This is a genomic window from Mesobacillus selenatarsenatis SF-1 (genome assembly GCF_000813125.1).
Lineage (GTDB): Bacteria > Bacillota > Bacilli > Bacillales > Cytobacillaceae > Mesobacillus > Mesobacillus selenatarsenatis.
The window spans coordinates 1-17,444 of record NZ_BASE01000044.1; the positions used below are offsets into that span (position 1 = coordinate 1).

At 38.7% G+C, this 17,444-nt stretch carries 18 protein-coding genes; 4 read left to right on the forward strand and 14 right to left on the reverse strand.

Annotated elements, in window-relative coordinates:
- Window positions 1-181: 181 nt before the first annotated feature.
- From TY49_RS09690 to TY49_RS09720, 7 genes are all read right to left on the reverse strand, one after another.
- Window positions 182-1,528, reverse strand: a complete 1,347-nt coding sequence (locus TY49_RS09690; RefSeq protein ID WP_041965713.1) for an ABC transporter permease — start codon at window positions 1,526-1,528, stop codon at window positions 182-184.
- Window positions 1,518-2,216, reverse strand: a complete 699-nt coding sequence (locus TY49_RS09695; RefSeq protein WP_041965714.1) for an ABC transporter ATP-binding protein — start codon at window positions 2,214-2,216, stop codon at window positions 1,518-1,520. Before TY49_RS09695 ends, TY49_RS09690 begins: the two co-directional genes overlap by 11 nt.
- A gap of 99 nt (window positions 2,217-2,315) precedes the next feature.
- Window positions 2,316-2,837 (reverse strand): RNA polymerase sigma factor, encoded by a 522-nt coding sequence (locus tag TY49_RS09700; RefSeq protein ID WP_052442145.1) that lies wholly within the window; start codon window positions 2,835-2,837, stop codon window positions 2,316-2,318.
- A gap of 67 nt (window positions 2,838-2,904) precedes the next feature.
- Window positions 2,905-4,860, reverse strand: coding sequence for a DUF6449 domain-containing protein (locus TY49_RS09705; RefSeq protein ID WP_041965715.1), 1,956 nt, complete (start codon window positions 4,858-4,860; stop codon window positions 2,905-2,907).
- Complete coding sequence (locus tag TY49_RS09710) at window positions 4,835-5,734, reverse strand: ABC transporter ATP-binding protein (RefSeq protein ID WP_041965716.1); 900 nt, start codon at window positions 5,732-5,734, stop codon at window positions 4,835-4,837. Before TY49_RS09710 ends, TY49_RS09705 begins: the two co-directional genes overlap by 26 nt.
- Window positions 5,709-6,116, reverse strand: a complete 408-nt coding sequence (locus TY49_RS09715) for a GntR family transcriptional regulator (protein ID WP_041965717.1) — start codon at window positions 6,114-6,116, stop codon at window positions 5,709-5,711. Before TY49_RS09715 ends, TY49_RS09710 begins: the two co-directional genes overlap by 26 nt.
- A 256-nt stretch (window positions 6,117-6,372) precedes the next feature.
- On the reverse strand, window positions 6,373-6,855 hold the full coding sequence (locus TY49_RS09720) for a GNAT family N-acetyltransferase (protein ID WP_041965718.1): 483 nt from the start codon (window positions 6,853-6,855) through the stop codon (window positions 6,373-6,375).
- 202 nt (window positions 6,856-7,057) lie between these two features.
- Between TY49_RS09720 and TY49_RS09725 the strand changes: the two genes are divergently transcribed.
- Window positions 7,058-7,966 (forward strand): VanW family protein, encoded by a 909-nt coding sequence (locus tag TY49_RS09725; RefSeq protein ID WP_156972650.1) that lies wholly within the window; start codon window positions 7,058-7,060, stop codon window positions 7,964-7,966.
- 303 nt (window positions 7,967-8,269) lie between these two features.
- On the forward strand, window positions 8,270-10,354 hold the full coding sequence (locus TY49_RS09730; protein WP_041965720.1) for a peptidoglycan D,D-transpeptidase FtsI family protein: 2,085 nt from the start codon (window positions 8,270-8,272) through the stop codon (window positions 10,352-10,354).
- A gap of 99 nt (window positions 10,355-10,453) precedes the next feature.
- On the opposite strand, the gene TY49_RS09735 is transcribed toward TY49_RS09730, so the two are convergent.
- Both TY49_RS09735 and TY49_RS09740 read right to left on the reverse strand, forming a co-directional pair.
- Window positions 10,454-10,957: a hypothetical protein gene (locus tag TY49_RS09735; RefSeq protein WP_084135442.1), complete on the reverse strand. Its 504-nt coding sequence runs from the start codon at window positions 10,955-10,957 to the stop codon at window positions 10,454-10,456.
- Between the two features lie 157 nt (window positions 10,958-11,114).
- Window positions 11,115-11,585 carry a GNAT family N-acetyltransferase gene (locus tag TY49_RS09740; protein ID WP_052442146.1) on the reverse strand — a complete coding sequence of 157 codons (471 nt, stop codon included), beginning with the start codon at window positions 11,583-11,585 and terminating at the stop codon, window positions 11,115-11,117.
- Between the two features lie 554 nt (window positions 11,586-12,139).
- Here TY49_RS09740 and TY49_RS09745 point away from each other — a divergent pair.
- Window positions 12,140-12,703, forward strand: a complete 564-nt coding sequence (locus TY49_RS09745) for a GNAT family N-acetyltransferase (protein WP_041965721.1) — start codon at window positions 12,140-12,142, stop codon at window positions 12,701-12,703.
- A gap of 112 nt (window positions 12,704-12,815) precedes the next feature.
- Here TY49_RS09745 and TY49_RS09750 read toward each other — a convergent pair whose 3' ends face one another.
- From TY49_RS09750 to TY49_RS09770, 5 genes are all read right to left on the reverse strand, one after another.
- The gene (locus tag TY49_RS09750; RefSeq protein WP_041965722.1) at window positions 12,816-13,313 is read right to left on the reverse strand and encodes a GNAT family N-acetyltransferase; all 498 of its coding nucleotides are present in this window, start codon (window positions 13,311-13,313) and stop codon (window positions 12,816-12,818) included.
- Window positions 13,314-13,371: 58 nt separating this feature from the next.
- Window positions 13,372-14,292 (reverse strand): DUF1002 domain-containing protein, encoded by a 921-nt coding sequence (locus tag TY49_RS09755; protein WP_041965723.1) that lies wholly within the window; start codon window positions 14,290-14,292, stop codon window positions 13,372-13,374.
- A gap of 201 nt (window positions 14,293-14,493) precedes the next feature.
- Window positions 14,494-15,234: a hypothetical protein gene (locus tag TY49_RS09760; protein WP_041965724.1), complete on the reverse strand. Its 741-nt coding sequence runs from the start codon at window positions 15,232-15,234 to the stop codon at window positions 14,494-14,496.
- 4 nt (window positions 15,235-15,238) lie between these two features.
- A complete protein-coding gene (locus tag TY49_RS09765) occupies window positions 15,239-15,943 on the reverse strand; it encodes a hypothetical protein (RefSeq protein ID WP_041965725.1) in 705 nt (234 codons plus the stop codon).
- 31 nt (window positions 15,944-15,974) lie between these two features.
- Window positions 15,975-16,559, reverse strand: coding sequence for a YdcF family protein (locus TY49_RS09770; protein ID WP_198135605.1), 585 nt, complete (start codon window positions 16,557-16,559; stop codon window positions 15,975-15,977).
- A gap of 257 nt (window positions 16,560-16,816) precedes the next feature.
- On the opposite strand from TY49_RS09770, the gene TY49_RS09775 reads away from it, so the two are divergent.
- Window positions 16,817-17,341, forward strand: coding sequence for a MerR family transcriptional regulator (locus TY49_RS09775; protein ID WP_232310427.1), 525 nt, complete (start codon window positions 16,817-16,819; stop codon window positions 17,339-17,341).
- The last annotated feature ends 103 nt before the right edge of the window (window positions 17,342-17,444 follow it).

The following is a 17,444-nucleotide window of genomic DNA, read 5'->3' on the forward strand; positions in this document are numbered from 1 at the left end:
GTTTTTACAGAATCTTGATTTTCAGGGCACCAATAGGCTTCATTGGTGACCTATTTTTACAGAATCTTGATTTTTAGGTCACCAATAGGCTTCATTGGTGTCCTATTTTTACAGAATCTTGATTTTTAGGTCACCAACAGGTTCTTTGGTTTTTCCATGATCACTACTTTTCTATCGCTTCTTATACTTCCCTTCTCATTGCCTGGAGCACGTCTACTTTAGTGGCTCGCTGGGCAGGACGCAGACCGGACAGGATCGTGACAAGGTAGCAGATGATAAAACTTATGATTGGCAAGGTATATGGGATATGGCTGAAGATCAGGCCTTCTGGCGGTTCTTCACCGAATGCCTGCTTGATGATCAGCGGCAGTCCGAAATTCACGATAAAACTGATACCATAAGCGACAAGTGTTCCGATCGCTGCACCGACCAGACCGATATAGCTGCTTTCAAGTAAAAAGATTTTTTTGATTGTCTTTGGATTAGCCCCAATCGCTTTCATGATTCCGATGTCAGGTGCCCTTTCTGTAACTGCCATAGTCATTGTGTTATAGATTCCTATCGAAGCAATAATGATTGCAATTGTACCTATAAAAATCAATCCTGCTTTAACGATCGTGAACATGACATTTATATCCTTCAGCTCATTTATGACCGAATAGGAGGGGTAATTATTTTCTTCCAATACAGCAGTAATGTCTTTTACTGCTTCCATATCTTTAGCGTATATATTTACTTGATCATATTGGTCTAAAGGGATATCAGGCAGCTCCATATCAGGGTTGTTCGGATCCTTCATCATTCCGCGTGGAGTACCCGTAAATTCTTCAACCTGCTTAAGAACTCCTTCGGAAACAAACACAATACTATCATAAACCCAATCCTTTGTTGGTTTCTGACGGATTCCTACTACTGTCACTTCCAACGGTTCTATCATCTCTTTGCCGTCTTCGAACTTCACCACATTCATGGTTATTTTCTTGCCGATCAAATCTTCTTTATAGCGGAATTCTTCTTTTATTTGTCCCTGCTCATCATAAAGTTCCTCAGACACCTCTCTGTTAGGACGAAGGTCTTCTACAAAATGGTAGCCAACAACCACTTCATTTTCTGATTTTGGAAGCCGTCCTTCTGCAAGTTCAAGTCCTGCTTTTGTTTCTGATGGCATATGTGCAACTATTGCCTGGGCATTCGTCTGGTGGTCGTCCACTTCGAACATATAATTCTGCAAAGTCTTCCGTCTTGTTACAGCTTTGACTTCGTCAATTTCTTCAAAGTAGGAAATATCCTCATCCGTCAGCTGTCTGAAGCCATTATTCGGCTCCTCTTTTCCAGGGACTTCAATTTCTGTCACAAGCCTTCTTTCCAGCGTTTCTTTTACGATCGATTTATGGAGACCAAACCCCACTGAAGCAAGCACAATCAGGAATGCTACGCTCATAGCCGTGGCTAGTATGGTCATGAACATCCGAGTCCGGTTCTTTTTCATATTTTGCCTGACGAATTGAAATTGATCTTTAAGCCTCATTTGCCAATACCTCCTCAACAACTTTGCCATCCCTTAATTCAATGGTACGATGGCCAATTTGGGCAACCTTGTCATCATGAGTAATGATTAAAAATGTAATGCCAAGCTCTCTGTTTAATTTAATGATGAATTTGAGTAAATCTTCTTCTGTTTCCGAGTCTAGACTGCCGGTCGGTTCATCTGCTAGAATGATCGGCGGATTGACAATAAGTGCACGGGCGATGCTTACCCTTTGCTGCTGACCACCTGAAAGTTCTCCAGGATAATGATCCTGATAGTCAGATAATCCAACCATATCAAGGATTTCATTTGTTCGTAATTTCCTCTCTTCCTCTTTGACTCCTTTTAATATTAAAGGCAGCTCTACATTTTGATAGGCTGTCATGCTAGGGATCAATTGAAAACTTTGAAAAATGAATCCCAGATGCTGAATCCGGAAATCGGCAAACTTTGTTTCGTTTAGAGTGGATGTTTTGATTCCATTGATCGTGATTTCTCCCTCTTTTGGCCTTATAAATCCGCTGACAAGGTTAAGGAGTGTTGATTTTCCCGAACCGCTCCTGCCAACAATGGTTACAATTTCTCCTTTGTTCACTTTAAATGAAACATCCCTCAACACAGGAATTATTGTTTTTCTCCCTTTTTTGCCGATCTCAAATTCGTGGCTTAAATTGTTGATTGAAATCATTGACACACCTCTTCTACAAAATATTTGAATAATTTATATTTTTTTCCAGTATTCAAGCAGAAAAAAATAGGCGATTGGTTAATCGCCCAAATAGAACTATTAGGCTGGGTACTTCTCTGACATAACTTTTTTCAATTGTTTCCGAGCTCTGTGGAGACGTGTTTTCACTGTACCTGATTTAATATTCAATTTGCAGGCGATTTCGTCTTCTTTTAATCCGTATTGGAACCTCAATACCAACACTTGCTGGTACTCACTCGTCAGCAAGTACAGCATATGTTGAATTTCTTCTTTAAACAGGATGATTTCGACTTCCTTTTCGAGCGATTGGTTGTTATCATAATCACTGAAAATTTGCTCCATAATGCTCTGGTCAGATGGAAGCCATTTTCTTCTTTTCTCTGCCCGCAAATAATCAATCGCTGTCCTTGCCGCGATTGCCGCTAACCATGAACCGATTTTATGCGTATCTATGATGGTATCTGCCTTTTTATATGCCTTTATAAAAGTCTCCTGGACTACATCTTCTGCTAGATGTCTGTCTTTAGTAATGCTGAAAGCAATTTGACAAAGCTTTTTCCCGTGGATTCTATAAAGCTCATCAAAATCAATCTTAGCCATACCCATCCCCCTTGCCCTGCTACTAACTTTTGTAAGCTGCATTGCTTACAATCTTTGTCTAGTGTTTTTACCTAAAATGCTCCTTGATAAATACTGGTACATCTTTATCGCTAAATGTGCGAATCTCCTTGTGATTCCCCGTTTTGTATACGAAAATAGCAGTATACGGCGATTCATTAAACCATCCATAACCTGCGTTCTCAATCGCTGCAAACACTTGGTCATGTTCACTCACTTTAATGGCGTTTTTATTGTTCATAATACGATTAATTATTTCTTCTTCAGGATACTCTTTGAATTGTTCCTGTTCTATTGAATCATTTGTTACGACAATATAGTTTATATCATCAGGTGTCACAGTTGCTTCTTTCAGCATGTCGTTTTCCTCTAGCCATGCGATGAAGCTTTTATATGAATGCTTCAATTCAATATGGTCATAATCGTTTATGCCCGACATAATTTCAATCGATGACCTGTTACCTTTTGGATAATAATCAATGGAAAAAGGTTCTTGCTCAATTTCCTTTTTCAGGATTGCAATAGCCTGGTGAATTTTTTCCTCATCGGTAATTGTCAACGGGCTATCAGTTATGTGTTTGTTTATTCTAATAGAGGTAATGTCACTTGTATTCATCTTAAAAATCGGCTGGTGTGCATGCTTATACTCCACTGATTCAAATATTTCTCTCATTTTGGGCTCGTAATCAAATCGATCGATGGTGTACTGGCGTACCAGTTTATCTCCATTTTTCAATTCATAGATAAAGAGAGCAAATTCCTGTGATTTCATTCCTTGTTCATTCATTTTTTCATTATTGATGATACTCTCATGGAACTTTCGCACAGCCTCAATGTTCTCTTGCTGGTATAGTGGTCTTGGAGCAAATCGATCATCCGCGTCCATATAAACGTGATTCGCGTAGGTGACACTTTTAATCTCATCTAGGGCAGGCACTTTATTCTCGTATGGAGCGAACGCTTGAGTTATAAGGATCAAGACCGCCATTGCAACCGCAAAATATCCAAGGCCTTTTACTTTTCCAAAGACCCTCCATGTTTTCTGAAGAACCATTTCGGCAGCGAAGTATCCGATTATCCCCCCAGCTGTGTACCCAAATATCAGCCAGGCAAATTTATTCTGCATTGCATCGAAATACATGCCACCGAGAAGCATCATGCAGAAAGCAGCTCCGTATTTAAAAACTACTTTTAATCCATTAAAGGCAATTGCCTCCGATGCTGCTTCTATTTTCCTTTTTTTATAGATAAATAGGGACAGGACATATGAGACCAACACAAAGACTAAATATAAGAGAACTGACTTCATAGATATTGACTGGCCCTCTAAAATAGTCAAATGTGAAATAGGTGAAAGATATTCTATATTCCTGATTTGATAATAATCACTAGGAAAGCCATATAACATAAGTCCAAGATTGTAGATGATCAGCAGAGTGAATCCAGCCGGGAACAGGAGCATGATATAAGTCAAGACACCCTGGACCACCGAAATTCCTGTGACCATTGCTATAAATACCCCAGAAAGGTAAAATACAGCATTAAATAAAATGATGATCCCAGCCCATCTGAAAATGTCCTGCAGCTGGAAATATAGATTCAAGTCATACACACTGTGAATAATGGCAGTGAACAGCGCAATCAAGATGACTGGAATAATTAGAAACACAAAGCCTGTCAGTGTATAAAAGTGGAAAATGTCCTGCCGTTTCAATGGCAGACTATGGATCAAATCTGCTGCCTGCTTCACATGCAGGAAACGATAAAGAAAGATTGCCATAACAACTGGTACTGTAATAAACATGATGAACTGTATCCCAAAATTGAAATCAAACAATCTTTCCACCGGCATGAAATCACGGTAGTTCTCACCGGAATACAGCATCATGATTCTTAAGGGAATCGCGAAAAATAAAGCCAGGAAGTAAATGACGGATATCCATCCGACGTTTCTTCCAACCTGGAGGACCATTTCTTTGTTAAACAATGATGTTTTTGATTGCATAGCCGATATCCCCCATTTCATATATAAAAATCTCCTCTAATGTCAATGGGAGGATATCAAAAATAACAGGTTCAGTCTGATTGATAACCTTCTCGATCTCATCCTCTTTCCCCCTGATAATACATACCATGACACTTCCCCTTCTTTCGCAGTGGAGCATTGTCAATTGATTTTCCAGGTGCTTCGGTGTTTCCCCCTTATAAGCTACCTGAACTTTATGTATATCAGATTTAAGGTCATCTAGGTCTTTTTCCAAAAGAAGTGACCCATGATGCAAAATTCCAATATGGTCGCAAATATCTTCAATTTCCCGCAAGTTATGGGATGATATCAAAATAGTCATTTCCCTGTCTGCGACATCCTGTATCAGTAGGTTTTTAACCTTTTTCCTTGCCACCGGATCCAACCCATCCATGGGCTCATCAAGAATCAATATTTCAGGCATCGTCGATAAGGCCAGCCAGAATGCAGCTTGTCTTTGAATTCCCTTTGAAAAGGTATGTAATTTTTTGTTCATACTGAAGTCGAATACTTTGGCTAATTTCTTAAATCTAGCTTCATTCCATGAAGGATAAACGCTTTTATAGAAATTCGCCATCTGCTTGACGGTATACTGAGGAAAGAAATATGGCTGGTCGGATATATAAAAGATTTTCTCTTTTAAGGCTTGGTTTTCAAAGACCGCTGAACCTTCCAAAAGCACCTTCCCAGAATCCTGTTTATAAATTCCAGCAAACAATTTAATGATGGTTGTTTTACCTGCACCATTCGATCCAATCAAGCCGTAAATTGAGCCTTTATTTATAGTCATATTGACGTTTTTTACTGCCTCGTGTTTTTCAAATGTTTTATTGATCTCGATCATTTGAATCATCTTGCCCGCTTCCCCCTTTCAAGCCATCAATGTTTCCAATCATCTCACGCAACTCTTCGGCAGTAATGCCCAGGTACAATGCTTCCTGTAACAGTTTTTCCAGATCCTGCTTCACCTGCAGGATCTTATCTGCATCCTTGCCAGGTTCCATCGCATTGACAAAACTCCCCTTGCCTTTTAATGAATAAATGAATCCCTGTACCTCAAGCTCTCTATATGCCTTTTGAATTGTATTTGGGTTTATTGTCAATTGCTGTGCCATCTGACGCACAGAAGGCAATTGTTCATCAGGTTTGAGCACTTCATTAATGATCAGCTCTTTCATCTTATCTACCAGCTGCTCGTATATCGGTTTTCGGCTCCTCAGGTCAAGCTCAAACATAATGACCCCCTATCTGTACTAAGTGTACTATTATTATTAATACAGTTAAATTATATGCCAACCACTTCCAAAAAGATAGGGGATATTTTCTTAATAATTTCTTAAGAAAAATTAAGAAATCGATGTCTAATTCCTGACGGTGAACAAGATATGTAATGGTTATATTATCTATTTAGTGTAATTTTACACAAAAACTAAATATTATTACAAGACTGTGAGAGAAAAATAATTCGACAAAAAAACACCCTAGCGTTAGCTAGAGTGCAAATTTATAGTAGATAAAATCGCCCATTTCTTCAGTTTCTTTATGAAAAAGACATCTATCTAAAACCTTTTGTGATGGGAAATTATTGCTTGTCGTTTTCGCACGTAATTCTTTCAGACCCATTTTCTTAGATTCTAATATAAGCAATCGCAGCCCTTTTACAGCAACTCCCTTACCAGAGAAATTTTGTCCTACCCGATAACCGATATTGCCTGATTTAGTCACCCAGTCAATATCTACAAGGTTCATTCGACCGATGATTTGCCCCTTTTCGTCTTTGATTAAATAAAACAGAGACCTTCTATCATCCTGTTCCTCCAATAACTCTTCCAAGGTTTCACAAAACTCTTCATATCTAAAATACGTATCTGGCCTGGGCGGCACGAAACTTTCGAAAAATTCCTTGTTATCTTTTTCGAACGCGAACAATTGCTCTGCATCATCCAGTGACAATAACGATAAATACAGGTTCATACTTTTTCACCATCCAAATTTTGAATTTACTTTGAAGATGTATTACCTCAAACAATCATAATTTAATATAACTTCAGACCTGATATCTAGGCATATTTACTATTCGTCATGTTTTCTCAATAACCTTTCCAACAAACACCAACTAATCCAAAATACATTAAACATCAGCTGCTTATCCATAATAAAACGGGAGGTGAAGAAAGTGAAATGGTTATTGGCAATTGGACTTATTCTATCTAGCAGCACAGCAGATAATCATGATGAAATAGATTTATTTTGGGATGGTGAATCAATTGTAGAAGTTCAACGATCAGACTTTTCGATTCAATGGTTTGGGTATCCAATTCTTAATCATACAATGCTGGACACATTAAATAAACAGATGTCTCTTCAGATTAAGAAGGAACCCAGAAATGCAGGTTTGGATGATTACGGGAACATCATACCAGAAGAGGTGGGATATATTCTTGATGAGAAAAAGTTCAAGAAAAAATTCACAGCAAGTTTTTTTGAAAAACACCATTCAAGATTACAAGTTCCTACCTTACCTGTATATCCGAAGGTAGATAGCGAAATCATCGCCAATATACGAACAAATCTAATTGGCCATTACATAACATATTTCAATAGTAGGAACAAGGAACGGACCCATAACATTGACCTTGCCGCAGAAGCGATCAATAATCATGTTGTTTTTCCTGGAGAAACCTTCTCCTTTAATAAAGTTGTCGGCAAACGTACCGCCTCACGCGGTTATCAGCCTGCACCCATAATTGTTAGAGGAGAATTATCAGAGGGAATTGGAGGAGGTATATGCCAGGTATCATCAACACTTTTTAATGCAGCTGATCGCTCTGGCATGAAGATACTCGAGCGATACTCTCACAGCAAGCAGGTTCCCTACGTTCCACCTGGCAGGGATGCAACTGTCAGCTGGTATGGGCCTGATTTCACATTCAAGAACAAATACAACCAGCCCATTCTGATCCGGGCTAAAACTTATCCTGGAAAAATGATTGTCATGATTTATTCCTCTGATGAAATCAACATAGAAAAGCGTAAAGTTCCCAGTACCGACAGCAGTGTTATAATACCTGAAGAAGCCATATGAGAACAAAAAGCGCAAGCGGCTCGTTCAGCCCCGACAAGCGCTGGAGGACCGACCGGTGAAGTCGTTCTTTGACTTCATTGGGCGGACCGAAGCGACTCGAGGGGCTAGGCGCTGGAGCTGGATTAAGAAAACTTCATGTGGCTATTCACAACTCAATAATTTTATAAATTCCTTAACTAAAAAGGAATCCTTGAATTTCAAGGATTCCTTTTAATTTACAGGAAAACCTTTACAGAGTAGTAAATCTTTACGTACACTAATGGTAATAGATGGTTTTTATATTTTCATAGGATGTGAGAAAACTTGCCTAAAAAAAAGAATACAACACCAATAAGGGTCAATATTCTATTCTTTTCAGTCTTTATTCTATTTTCATTGCTGGTCCTTCGTCTCGGTATTGTCCAAATCGTCCATGGCGAAGACTATAAACGTGAAATTAATCGCAAGGAGGATGTGACAGTCAATAACCCTGTCCCGCGAGGAAAGATGCTGGACAGAAACCACAAAGTAATCGTCGACAACAAACCACTGAATGCTATTACATATACGAATGAAGGTGCTTCCCAGAAGGAAATGCTCCAAGTAGCTGCAAAGTTAGCCAGAATTATTGAGAAAGATACAGATAAAGTCCGTGAGAGAGATATGAAGGATTTCTGGATGATCAAGCATCCAGAAGAAGCAAAGAAACTTATAAAAGATAAAGAGATGGAGCTTTTCAGAAATAAAAAGCTGAAAAATAAAGATTTATATAAACTACAGCTTGAGAGAGTTACAAAAAATCACCTTAGTCAACTAACTGAGCAGGATATTGAAGAGCTTGCGATTTTCAGCATCATGAATAGCGGATATAAATTCGTGCCGCAAATCATCAAAAATGAAGGTGTCACTCAGGAAGAATATGCGCTAGTCAATGAAAATCTGTCACTGCTTCCTGGTGTTAATGCTGCAACAGACTGGGATCGCGAATATAAATATGAAGAGGCATTCAAACCTGTACTAGGAAGAATTACAACAAGCAGTGAAGGTCTACCTGCCGAAAGACTTGATTATTTCATGTCACGTGGTTATACACGTAATGACCGTGTTGGGAAAAGCAATCTCGAACTTGAATATGAAGATGTACTTCAGGGTAAAAAAGAAAAAATTGTGAATGTGACCGATAAAGCCGGCGAACTTCTGGAAAAGGAATTAGTTTCAGAAGGACAGCGCGGAAAAGATCTAGTCCTAAGTATTGATATGGACCTCCAACTCGCTGTCGAGGAAATTGTTGAGAAGGAATTATGGGCTGCCAAACGGTCTCCGGGAACAGGGCTCCTGGACAGTGCCTACGTTGTTTTAATGGATCCAAACACTGGTGAAGTATTGACAATGGCAGGAAAAAGAATTGTAAAAGACAAGAAAACAAAAGAAGTTTATATGGAAGATGACGCACTTGGCAACATACTTAAAACCTTTAACGTCGGCTCTGTCGTCAAAGGGGCAACGGTTTTTACCGGCTATAAAACTGGCGCGATCAGCTCAACTACCAGATTTGATGATAGAGCACTTGATATAAAGGGTACTCCTATAAAAAAATCCTATAGCTACCTCGGAGTCTTGAATGACATCGATGCCTTGAAGAGATCATCCAATGTCTATATGTTCCATACCGCGATCAGGATTGGGAATGGTGTTTATCGTTATCAGCAACCATTAAACCTTGATCCGAAAGTTTGGGATACAATCCGTAATTCCTTCGCCTCGTTTGGCCTTGGCATCCGTACAGGAATTGATCTACCAAATGAACAAACCGGTGCAAAGGGAGCAAATTATCCGGTTGGTAAAGTACTTGATTTAGTTATCGGCCAATATGACACGTATTCGAATATGCAGCTTGCCCAGTATATCTCTACGATTGCCAACGGAGGATATCGAATGCAGCCAAAAATAGTAAAGGAAATACGTGAACCAGCCATGAATGGCGAAGAATTGGGACCTATCTATAAATCCTATTCACCAAATGTACTCAATGATATTGGTGCGAAAGACCAGTGGCTTGATCGTGTCCATACCGGCTTCAAAAAAGTTATGCAGGAACCTGGCGGTACAGCATATCGTTATTTCAGCACAGCCACATACTCTCCTGCTGGAAAAACCGGAACTGCTGAGGCTTTCTACGATGGGCAATATCGAGTAAAAGGAGACGCACTAATAGATACAATGAATCTTAGTCTTGTTGGCTATGCACCTTCCGACAATCCAGAAATCGCCATGGCTGTGATAGTACCCTGGGCTTACCAGGGCAGTGTTGACCACGGTGCTAACAAAAAGATTGGCCGTGCAGTTATGGATGCATATTTCAACATGAAAAATGGAACTGAACAACCCACCGATGAAACTGAAGATTAAGAGACACGTTCCTGCTCTGTGTTGCTTTTATAACTCTGATGGTAATTTTGAGGATTGATAAGAAAAGCAGTGCCTTTTGGCACTGCTTTTCAGCTTCTTTTACAATTCTTTCGCAAGAGAAGGCTTATTCATTTCAAGGCTTTCAAATGCAGCGCCAATTTTTTCTTCACCCTGTGCGAATTTTTCATCAGCAGCATCAAAAGCTGGAGCATCTTTCTTCAGCTCTTCTGATTTCATTTTATATGATTCAGCAATTTCTTTAAGAGCAGTTTCCAGATCGGCTTTTTGATCCTTTAAATCTGCAGGCACTTCCAGGCCTTCAACCTTAGTCGCAACAGCGGCTGCTGATTCACTCGCGGCTGCCTTTTCTTCAGGTGTCGGCTCCTCTGCTCCCTCATATGCATTTAGATCAGCATCAGCCTCGTTGATCGTGCTAACAATGCTCATGTAAAATTTATACATAACACTCTTTGGGTTTGCAGCAGGTTTTGCAGCTTCCTCTGATTCTTTATTTTCAGGTTGTGCTTCTTCTTTTTCCGCTGAACATGCAGTCAACCCGATTGCGAATGTGATCGCTGAAAGTAAAATCCAAAACTTCTTCATCTTTCTTCTCCCCTTCAAACTATATATCGCTAAGTGTGAGACCTGAATTTCACACAGCTTTTTCATTATAAAGGGATTATTTAACAAATACAAATTATTTATGGCCAACTTTATTAAAAAGTCCCCACTTGCCCAAAAGCAATACCGAATTACTTTATCACCACTTTAGCATGATAATGAATTCGTTAGTGTCACTTTTAAACTCATACGTCTTTTTAAACCCCAGGTTTTCATATAGCTTCATTGCCCTCTTATTAAATTTAGCGACAGTCAACCTGAAAATCGAATCTGAACTTAAAGTTTTAAGTTCGTTTAATACAAATGATAAAAATAAAGAACCATTCCCCTTTCCCGTTAACTCAGGATGCATTCCTACTCCTACATCAATTGCTGGTTCAGTATATGCACCTGCCCCTCTTCCAGCTGGAACCTGGGCTGAATGCCCACTGCAATAAAATCCAATTAATGCCCCACTTTCGTCCTCTACGGCTATATAACCCTCATTCATTAATTCACTTATTGCACCATCGGTAAAATCATTATTATATAAATCATACGGCGGATCATACTTCCAACTTAATATATCCGTTGCAATAACCTTCGTCATCTTCCTGCTATATAACTTCAAGACTCTTCCCCCTGCCTATTTGTAATAAGAACTGTTTTATAGTTTTTAACATAAGTAACTATAAAACCTTTTACTTTTTGGATTGATGCCAATGTTTTTAATGAGTGGAAATCAACCGACCAATTTAACAAAGACTATTCATTAAGTATTCTTTATGCGACTCGTTTTCTCTTGAAATTTTTTTACATACAAAATCCTTTTTACTTTTTTGTAATTTTTTCGTAATAATAGGTTTAATAGTTTCCACTGCGGGAATATAACTAGTAACAAAACAAAAACAATAAATGACAGGAGCGATTACATAATGATTACTACATTCGCATTACTTGGAGGAGCTTTCGCAATCGCCGCTGGACTAAATTTCTTCGCAGTTAATGAAAATGCATTTATAGATGACGAAGCAACTAACTAAAGAGACGCTGTCCGCAGCGTCTCTTTTTCTGTGGATTTGAACATTTTTTGTATTTTTGTTCAGGCGCAGGAAATGCTAGAATTGAAGAGAATTAGTTAAGCATAAGCGTCTAGCCTCATATCTATTAAGGAGGTACGGAAACATGCAGACACCAGATATATTATCAGGTGAACAAGTTATATTGTGTAAAATTAAAGAAGAGGACTTGGATACATGGTGGGGCCTGATTCACAATGACGAACATCCTGAATGGAAAAAATGGGATGCACCTTACTATCCTCTAAGGCGAGAAAGCCTTGATAAGTTTAAAGAACAAATGACGAACCTCATCCATCAGGGATATGACAGAAAGTACCTTATAAAAGTAAACGATGAAATTATCGGAATGGTGACATATTATTGGGAACACGAATCTTCACAATGGCTGGAAATTGGGATTGTTATTTATTTGCCAGAATATTGGAATGGTGGGTATGGGACAGATACACTAAAAGTATGGATTGCACACCTATTTGAAACTTTCCCAATTCCAAGGATCGGCTTTACAACCTGGTCCGGCAATTCCAGGATGCTTACGGTCGGTAAAAAACTGGGAATGGTCGAAGAGGCTCGAATCAGGAAATGCCGCCTCTATAACGGGAAATACTATGATTCAATAAAAATGGGATTATTAAGGGAAGAATGGGAAGCTCATCAACATTCCTGAATCTCATCTAGGGAAAGCACTTTAAGATATTAAAACAGGCTAAAATCGATTGTGATTCCATCGTTTCTAGCCTGTTTTATTCATGTCATCACAGAATGCCACAACTATTGGCTTAAAGTATTCTGGACATATAGAATTCATCTTTATATTGACCATCGACAAGCAACGAATCCTTTTTGGTTCCTTCTATTTCAAAGCCCATCTTCCTGTATAATGCGATACCTGCCTTATTTTCTGTCATCACCGTTAATTCCAATCTGTGAATCCTAACTTCTTTCCCCCAGCTAAAAAGCTCTTCAAAAAGTCTTGTACCAGTTCCGGAACCACGAAAACCTGACTTTATGCCAATAACAAGATAAGCTGTATGCTTAGTACGGCTTGCACTTCCTCCTTTTGCAATTAAATATCCTGCCAGTCCACTGTCAGCTTCTGCCAGGTAAATATTTGAGTTTTCTTCAGCCCTAAAAGTCTTAATCATCTTCCTTTGAGCATCAGGGTTGAATTTCCTTTCACCAGGTCCTAAAAGCATGAAATTCGTTGTACTTTCAACTTCATGTATGAGTTGTGCAAAATCATCTGTATCGCGTTCTTCGGCTTGCCGGATATTCATATTAAGTCACCTCTATATCATATACGATTTCAAAAAAACAGAGGAAAAGTCCTCTGTCTTAGGAAAAAATACTCTTTATGCTTTCAATTAGTTCTTTAAAGAAATTCGAGACTGATTCCAGGAAGCCTTTGTCCCCTACTGCCTCCTCGATTCTTTTCTGTATATCTGTAGAAAGGTTTTCTAACTGAGTTTTAACATTGTCAAAATTGATGTTCAAATCTCGCATTTTATTGAACAAATCAACGAGAAGCTGTTTGTCTTCCGGGCTAAGCTGTATCTCAAGGGATTTTAGCTTTTCATCGATAATTTTCTCGATCTCTTCTTTTGTGGCTGGGTTTTGAGCTGCAATTTCTTTCTTGATTTCTGTCAGTAGCTCACTAACTTTATCCTGATCGAGCCCCTCTTTTTTAGCTAGTTTTGTTGCCAGGTTCAATTCTTGATTGGCAACTTCAGTACGATCCTTATCAAGGGCTGTTCCTTCACCTTCATCATATGCCTTATAGATTCCCACTAGAGCTGAGTGTCCGGTTACCTTGACTGGTGAAACGACATCTACAATGGCGTCCTCAATTCCTGCTGTCAACAGCGCGTTGGCGTACATTTCATCCGTTACTTCCGTTATATTTTCTGGAGTGACTTGGTTAATCACAAGCCCCTCTCCGGTATCCTTCCTGGTAATCTTGGCAGATGAATACATATTCGAATGTTCATCGCCGTCGATATAGGTTACTAGATCTTTTCCTGTTACAACAATTTCCTTAACTTTGGAAGGATCTTTGATTCCCAGCAGATCCCTGACTTCATCTTTCTGCTTTTCTGAAAGTGCTTCACCATAAACTACAATTGGTGGTCCGTATTTCTCATTTATGACATCCTCATCCTCATCATTGGAAGCAAATGCTGGAACAGTATAAATACCTAAAGCGAAAACAAACAGGCTAAATAAAACTGAGATTTTCATCAAGTGCTTAACTTTCATCAATTGTTTCTCCTTTATCACATTATTTTACCTACTTACCCTTCTAACATCAGGTAGAACCTAAAGAATGATTTCCCATCAGTTCGGCTCTTCTTCACAGGTTCCCTTATTAATACGAATATTTCCGCCAAAAAGTTTCATTGACAAGCTCCTGAATAGGAATCAGTAGTTTTGTGTCTCTAAATTATTCTTACAAGCATATTACCTTATAAAAATATCATTTTCATTTAAAAATCTAAGATGCTCTGTTGATGAACCGCCACTGCCATAGCCATTCATGTTTGGGTAAGAAGGAAACTCAGTAGAACCGTCAACTGATGTTGACTGCCAGCCAAAGTAATATTGAGCAGGTGGAAAAAAGTCATTAAATAAAGGATTGGGTTTCATTGCCGCCATCAGTTTATTTTCTGCTTCCATATACTTTTGCCACTCTGTAGGAATCGAAGTATAACCATATGACTTCTCTCCAACCTCTGCCCTGTAATCCATTTGAATACCGGGATCATACTTTTCCTTTCCATCACTGACGGAAAACCCACGTTCTTTAATCAAAAAAAACGTCAAAAAATCCAGATTATTCTCCGGATGAAAATTCCACATAATATAATGTGATGAAGGGTCATCTGAATCTATTTTCCAGATTTGTGGCATGCTTCCGGTAGAGAAACTTGATAATTGCCACTCATGCTTCTTCCACTCCCAAAAGCTTATACCATGACCTTCCTCTTCAGTAATGAAGGGAATATATACATGCTTATCATCTAGGAAGATGGTGTCCTGTATTTCAGCTATATCAACCCTGTTATTGGGATCACTTAAGATCGCCTTTATTTTCTCTTTGTCTGGAAAGCCTGCCGGAGGAGCTAGATAATACCAATAAAAAATTCCGAAAGCAATAAGAATCGAGATAAGTAAAAGAGGCATGAGCACCTTTTTGCGCATGAAGTTACTCCCCCTTCTTTAGCAAAGTTTTTTCCGCTCGAAAATATACCTGCTTTTGGCCTGTTGTAATTAAAATCCCTTTTCCATCTTGTTCAACAAAAATCATAGTCTCGAAACCGCTCCCCCATTTTGCTTCAGTTCCTGCAAGCTGATATGGGAATATTTCTTCCGCTTTTGAAAGTTCACCTGCAGACTCAAAGGCTTCGTAGTACCATTTTTCACTAAATATAGATTCTTCTTTGATACTGTCCAATTGAACAAGAAGAGAATTGCTGTCCAATATCTTACTGCCAGCAGATGGATGTGTTTTAATGACCTTTGCTTTGTTGATATCCGAAATATAGGTTGAAATCTCACTATCAGGATATATTCCTAAATGCACAAGTGGAAGAATTAGTGAAGCTGCTAAAAAGATAAAATTTGCGAAGAAACCTAACCATGCATATTTCCGATACTTCTCCCAGCTCTTTCCTTCGTCTTTTCGAGAATAGATTCCATATAAAACCCATACACCAAGCGGAAGGATGGCTAATTTTATCTGTTGGTCCATATATGGCAGGTTAATAGAAAAAGAGAAAAGACCCACGAAAATAACAATTGCCAGTTTCCATATTATTGGTTTCAAATCCTGCTTACTATAGATACGTCTTGCCAGAATGAAAATAGCACCCCATGCCACTAGATTCAAAACAATCCCAGGAGCGTTCATATATTCACCTCATTTTGGTTACTGCTTATTCCTACCTGAAAACATTGATCATGAAATACTTTGTCAGCGCCAGGTATTCTCTAGCATACGATTTCAACACTGCCTGAATTGGCGTCTTTGCAGCCAATCCATTTATCTTCAGTTCTTCATTGTCTGCTATCATCTTGGCACGGAAGATATGGAAATCATTCGTCACCACTAAGCCAATTTCAGCATTTTCAGGTATGAATTTTTCAGAAAATCCAATATTCTCGTACGTGTCAGTGGATTTGTCTTCGAGGATAATCCTTGATTCTTCGATTCCATGTTGTATTAGTTCCCTTTTAATACATTCGGCTTCAGATATGTCTTCCCCCGGGCCTTTGCCACCGGAGGCGATCGCAATAGTATTGGGATTTTCCTTTAGATAATTTGCTGCGTGGTCAATACGGTATTTTAGTGCCAGCGAAGGAACTTTGCCTTTGACCCGCGCTCCTAGAATTATCATATAATCAGCATTTTTCGGCACATCCATGTTAGCGTGCTGGATTATTTTGTAATGAAGGTAACCTACATAAAACAAGGAAATGAGAAGTCCTGCTATCACAAATTTTTTTATTATTGGTTTCTTTATCATGATTACTAACCCTCCACATCGCTACTCTAATATTACCATCCTTTACCATAAAAGGTTTGTAATTTTATTAAAAAAATGGATGATTTGATAAAAAATAGCATAACTCGACTGATTATTATAATAAAGTCTCGGCAGTTTTACCTAAAAGAGTGTTTGGTGGTGTTTTTCCACTTTCTTTGCCGAAAGCCAACTAGTTTTGTCAGCGACAAAGGAATAGAAAATTAAAAAGCGAAATTTTACTATAACAAGGAGGGATTATGATGAATACTAGCGCAGTAGCAAAGCTGCTCGGCGTTTCACCGAGTACAATACAACGCTGGGTGAAGCAGGCAAACCTTCAAATGGAGCGTACGGAGTTAGGACATTATCAATTTTCCGAGGAAAGTATCGAAATCTTAAAAGACATAAAAGAACAACTCAATAAAGGTGTTTTATTACAGGATTTAAAAGTTAAAGGTAGAAAGCCTAGAAAAGCGATAATACCAGCTGTTAAACCAGATATCTCAATGGATAAGCTAATGAAGCGCATGGAGGATTTTGAAAACAGACTTAACCGAAAGGCTGATGAAGTTGTATCATATCAAATCCTACAGCATCGCAGGGAAATTGAGGATCTGCAAAATGAGGTAGCCAGACTGAAAGAAGTTATTACAAGCATGGAGGAAGCCGCAGCTCAGCAGGAACAAGTGACTAAGGAGGAAAATCAACCATCTTTAGCACCTGTTTCTTCCTTAAGGAAATTCAAAAAACGAAATATGATCAGTTCCTTTTTTGGATTTTAATTTGGCACATCAAGGATGTGTTCTTTTTTTTGTAAATTTTAATCCTCATAATCAACAATAATATTTACGAAAAAGCCAAATCAAATCAAAAAAACAGACCCAG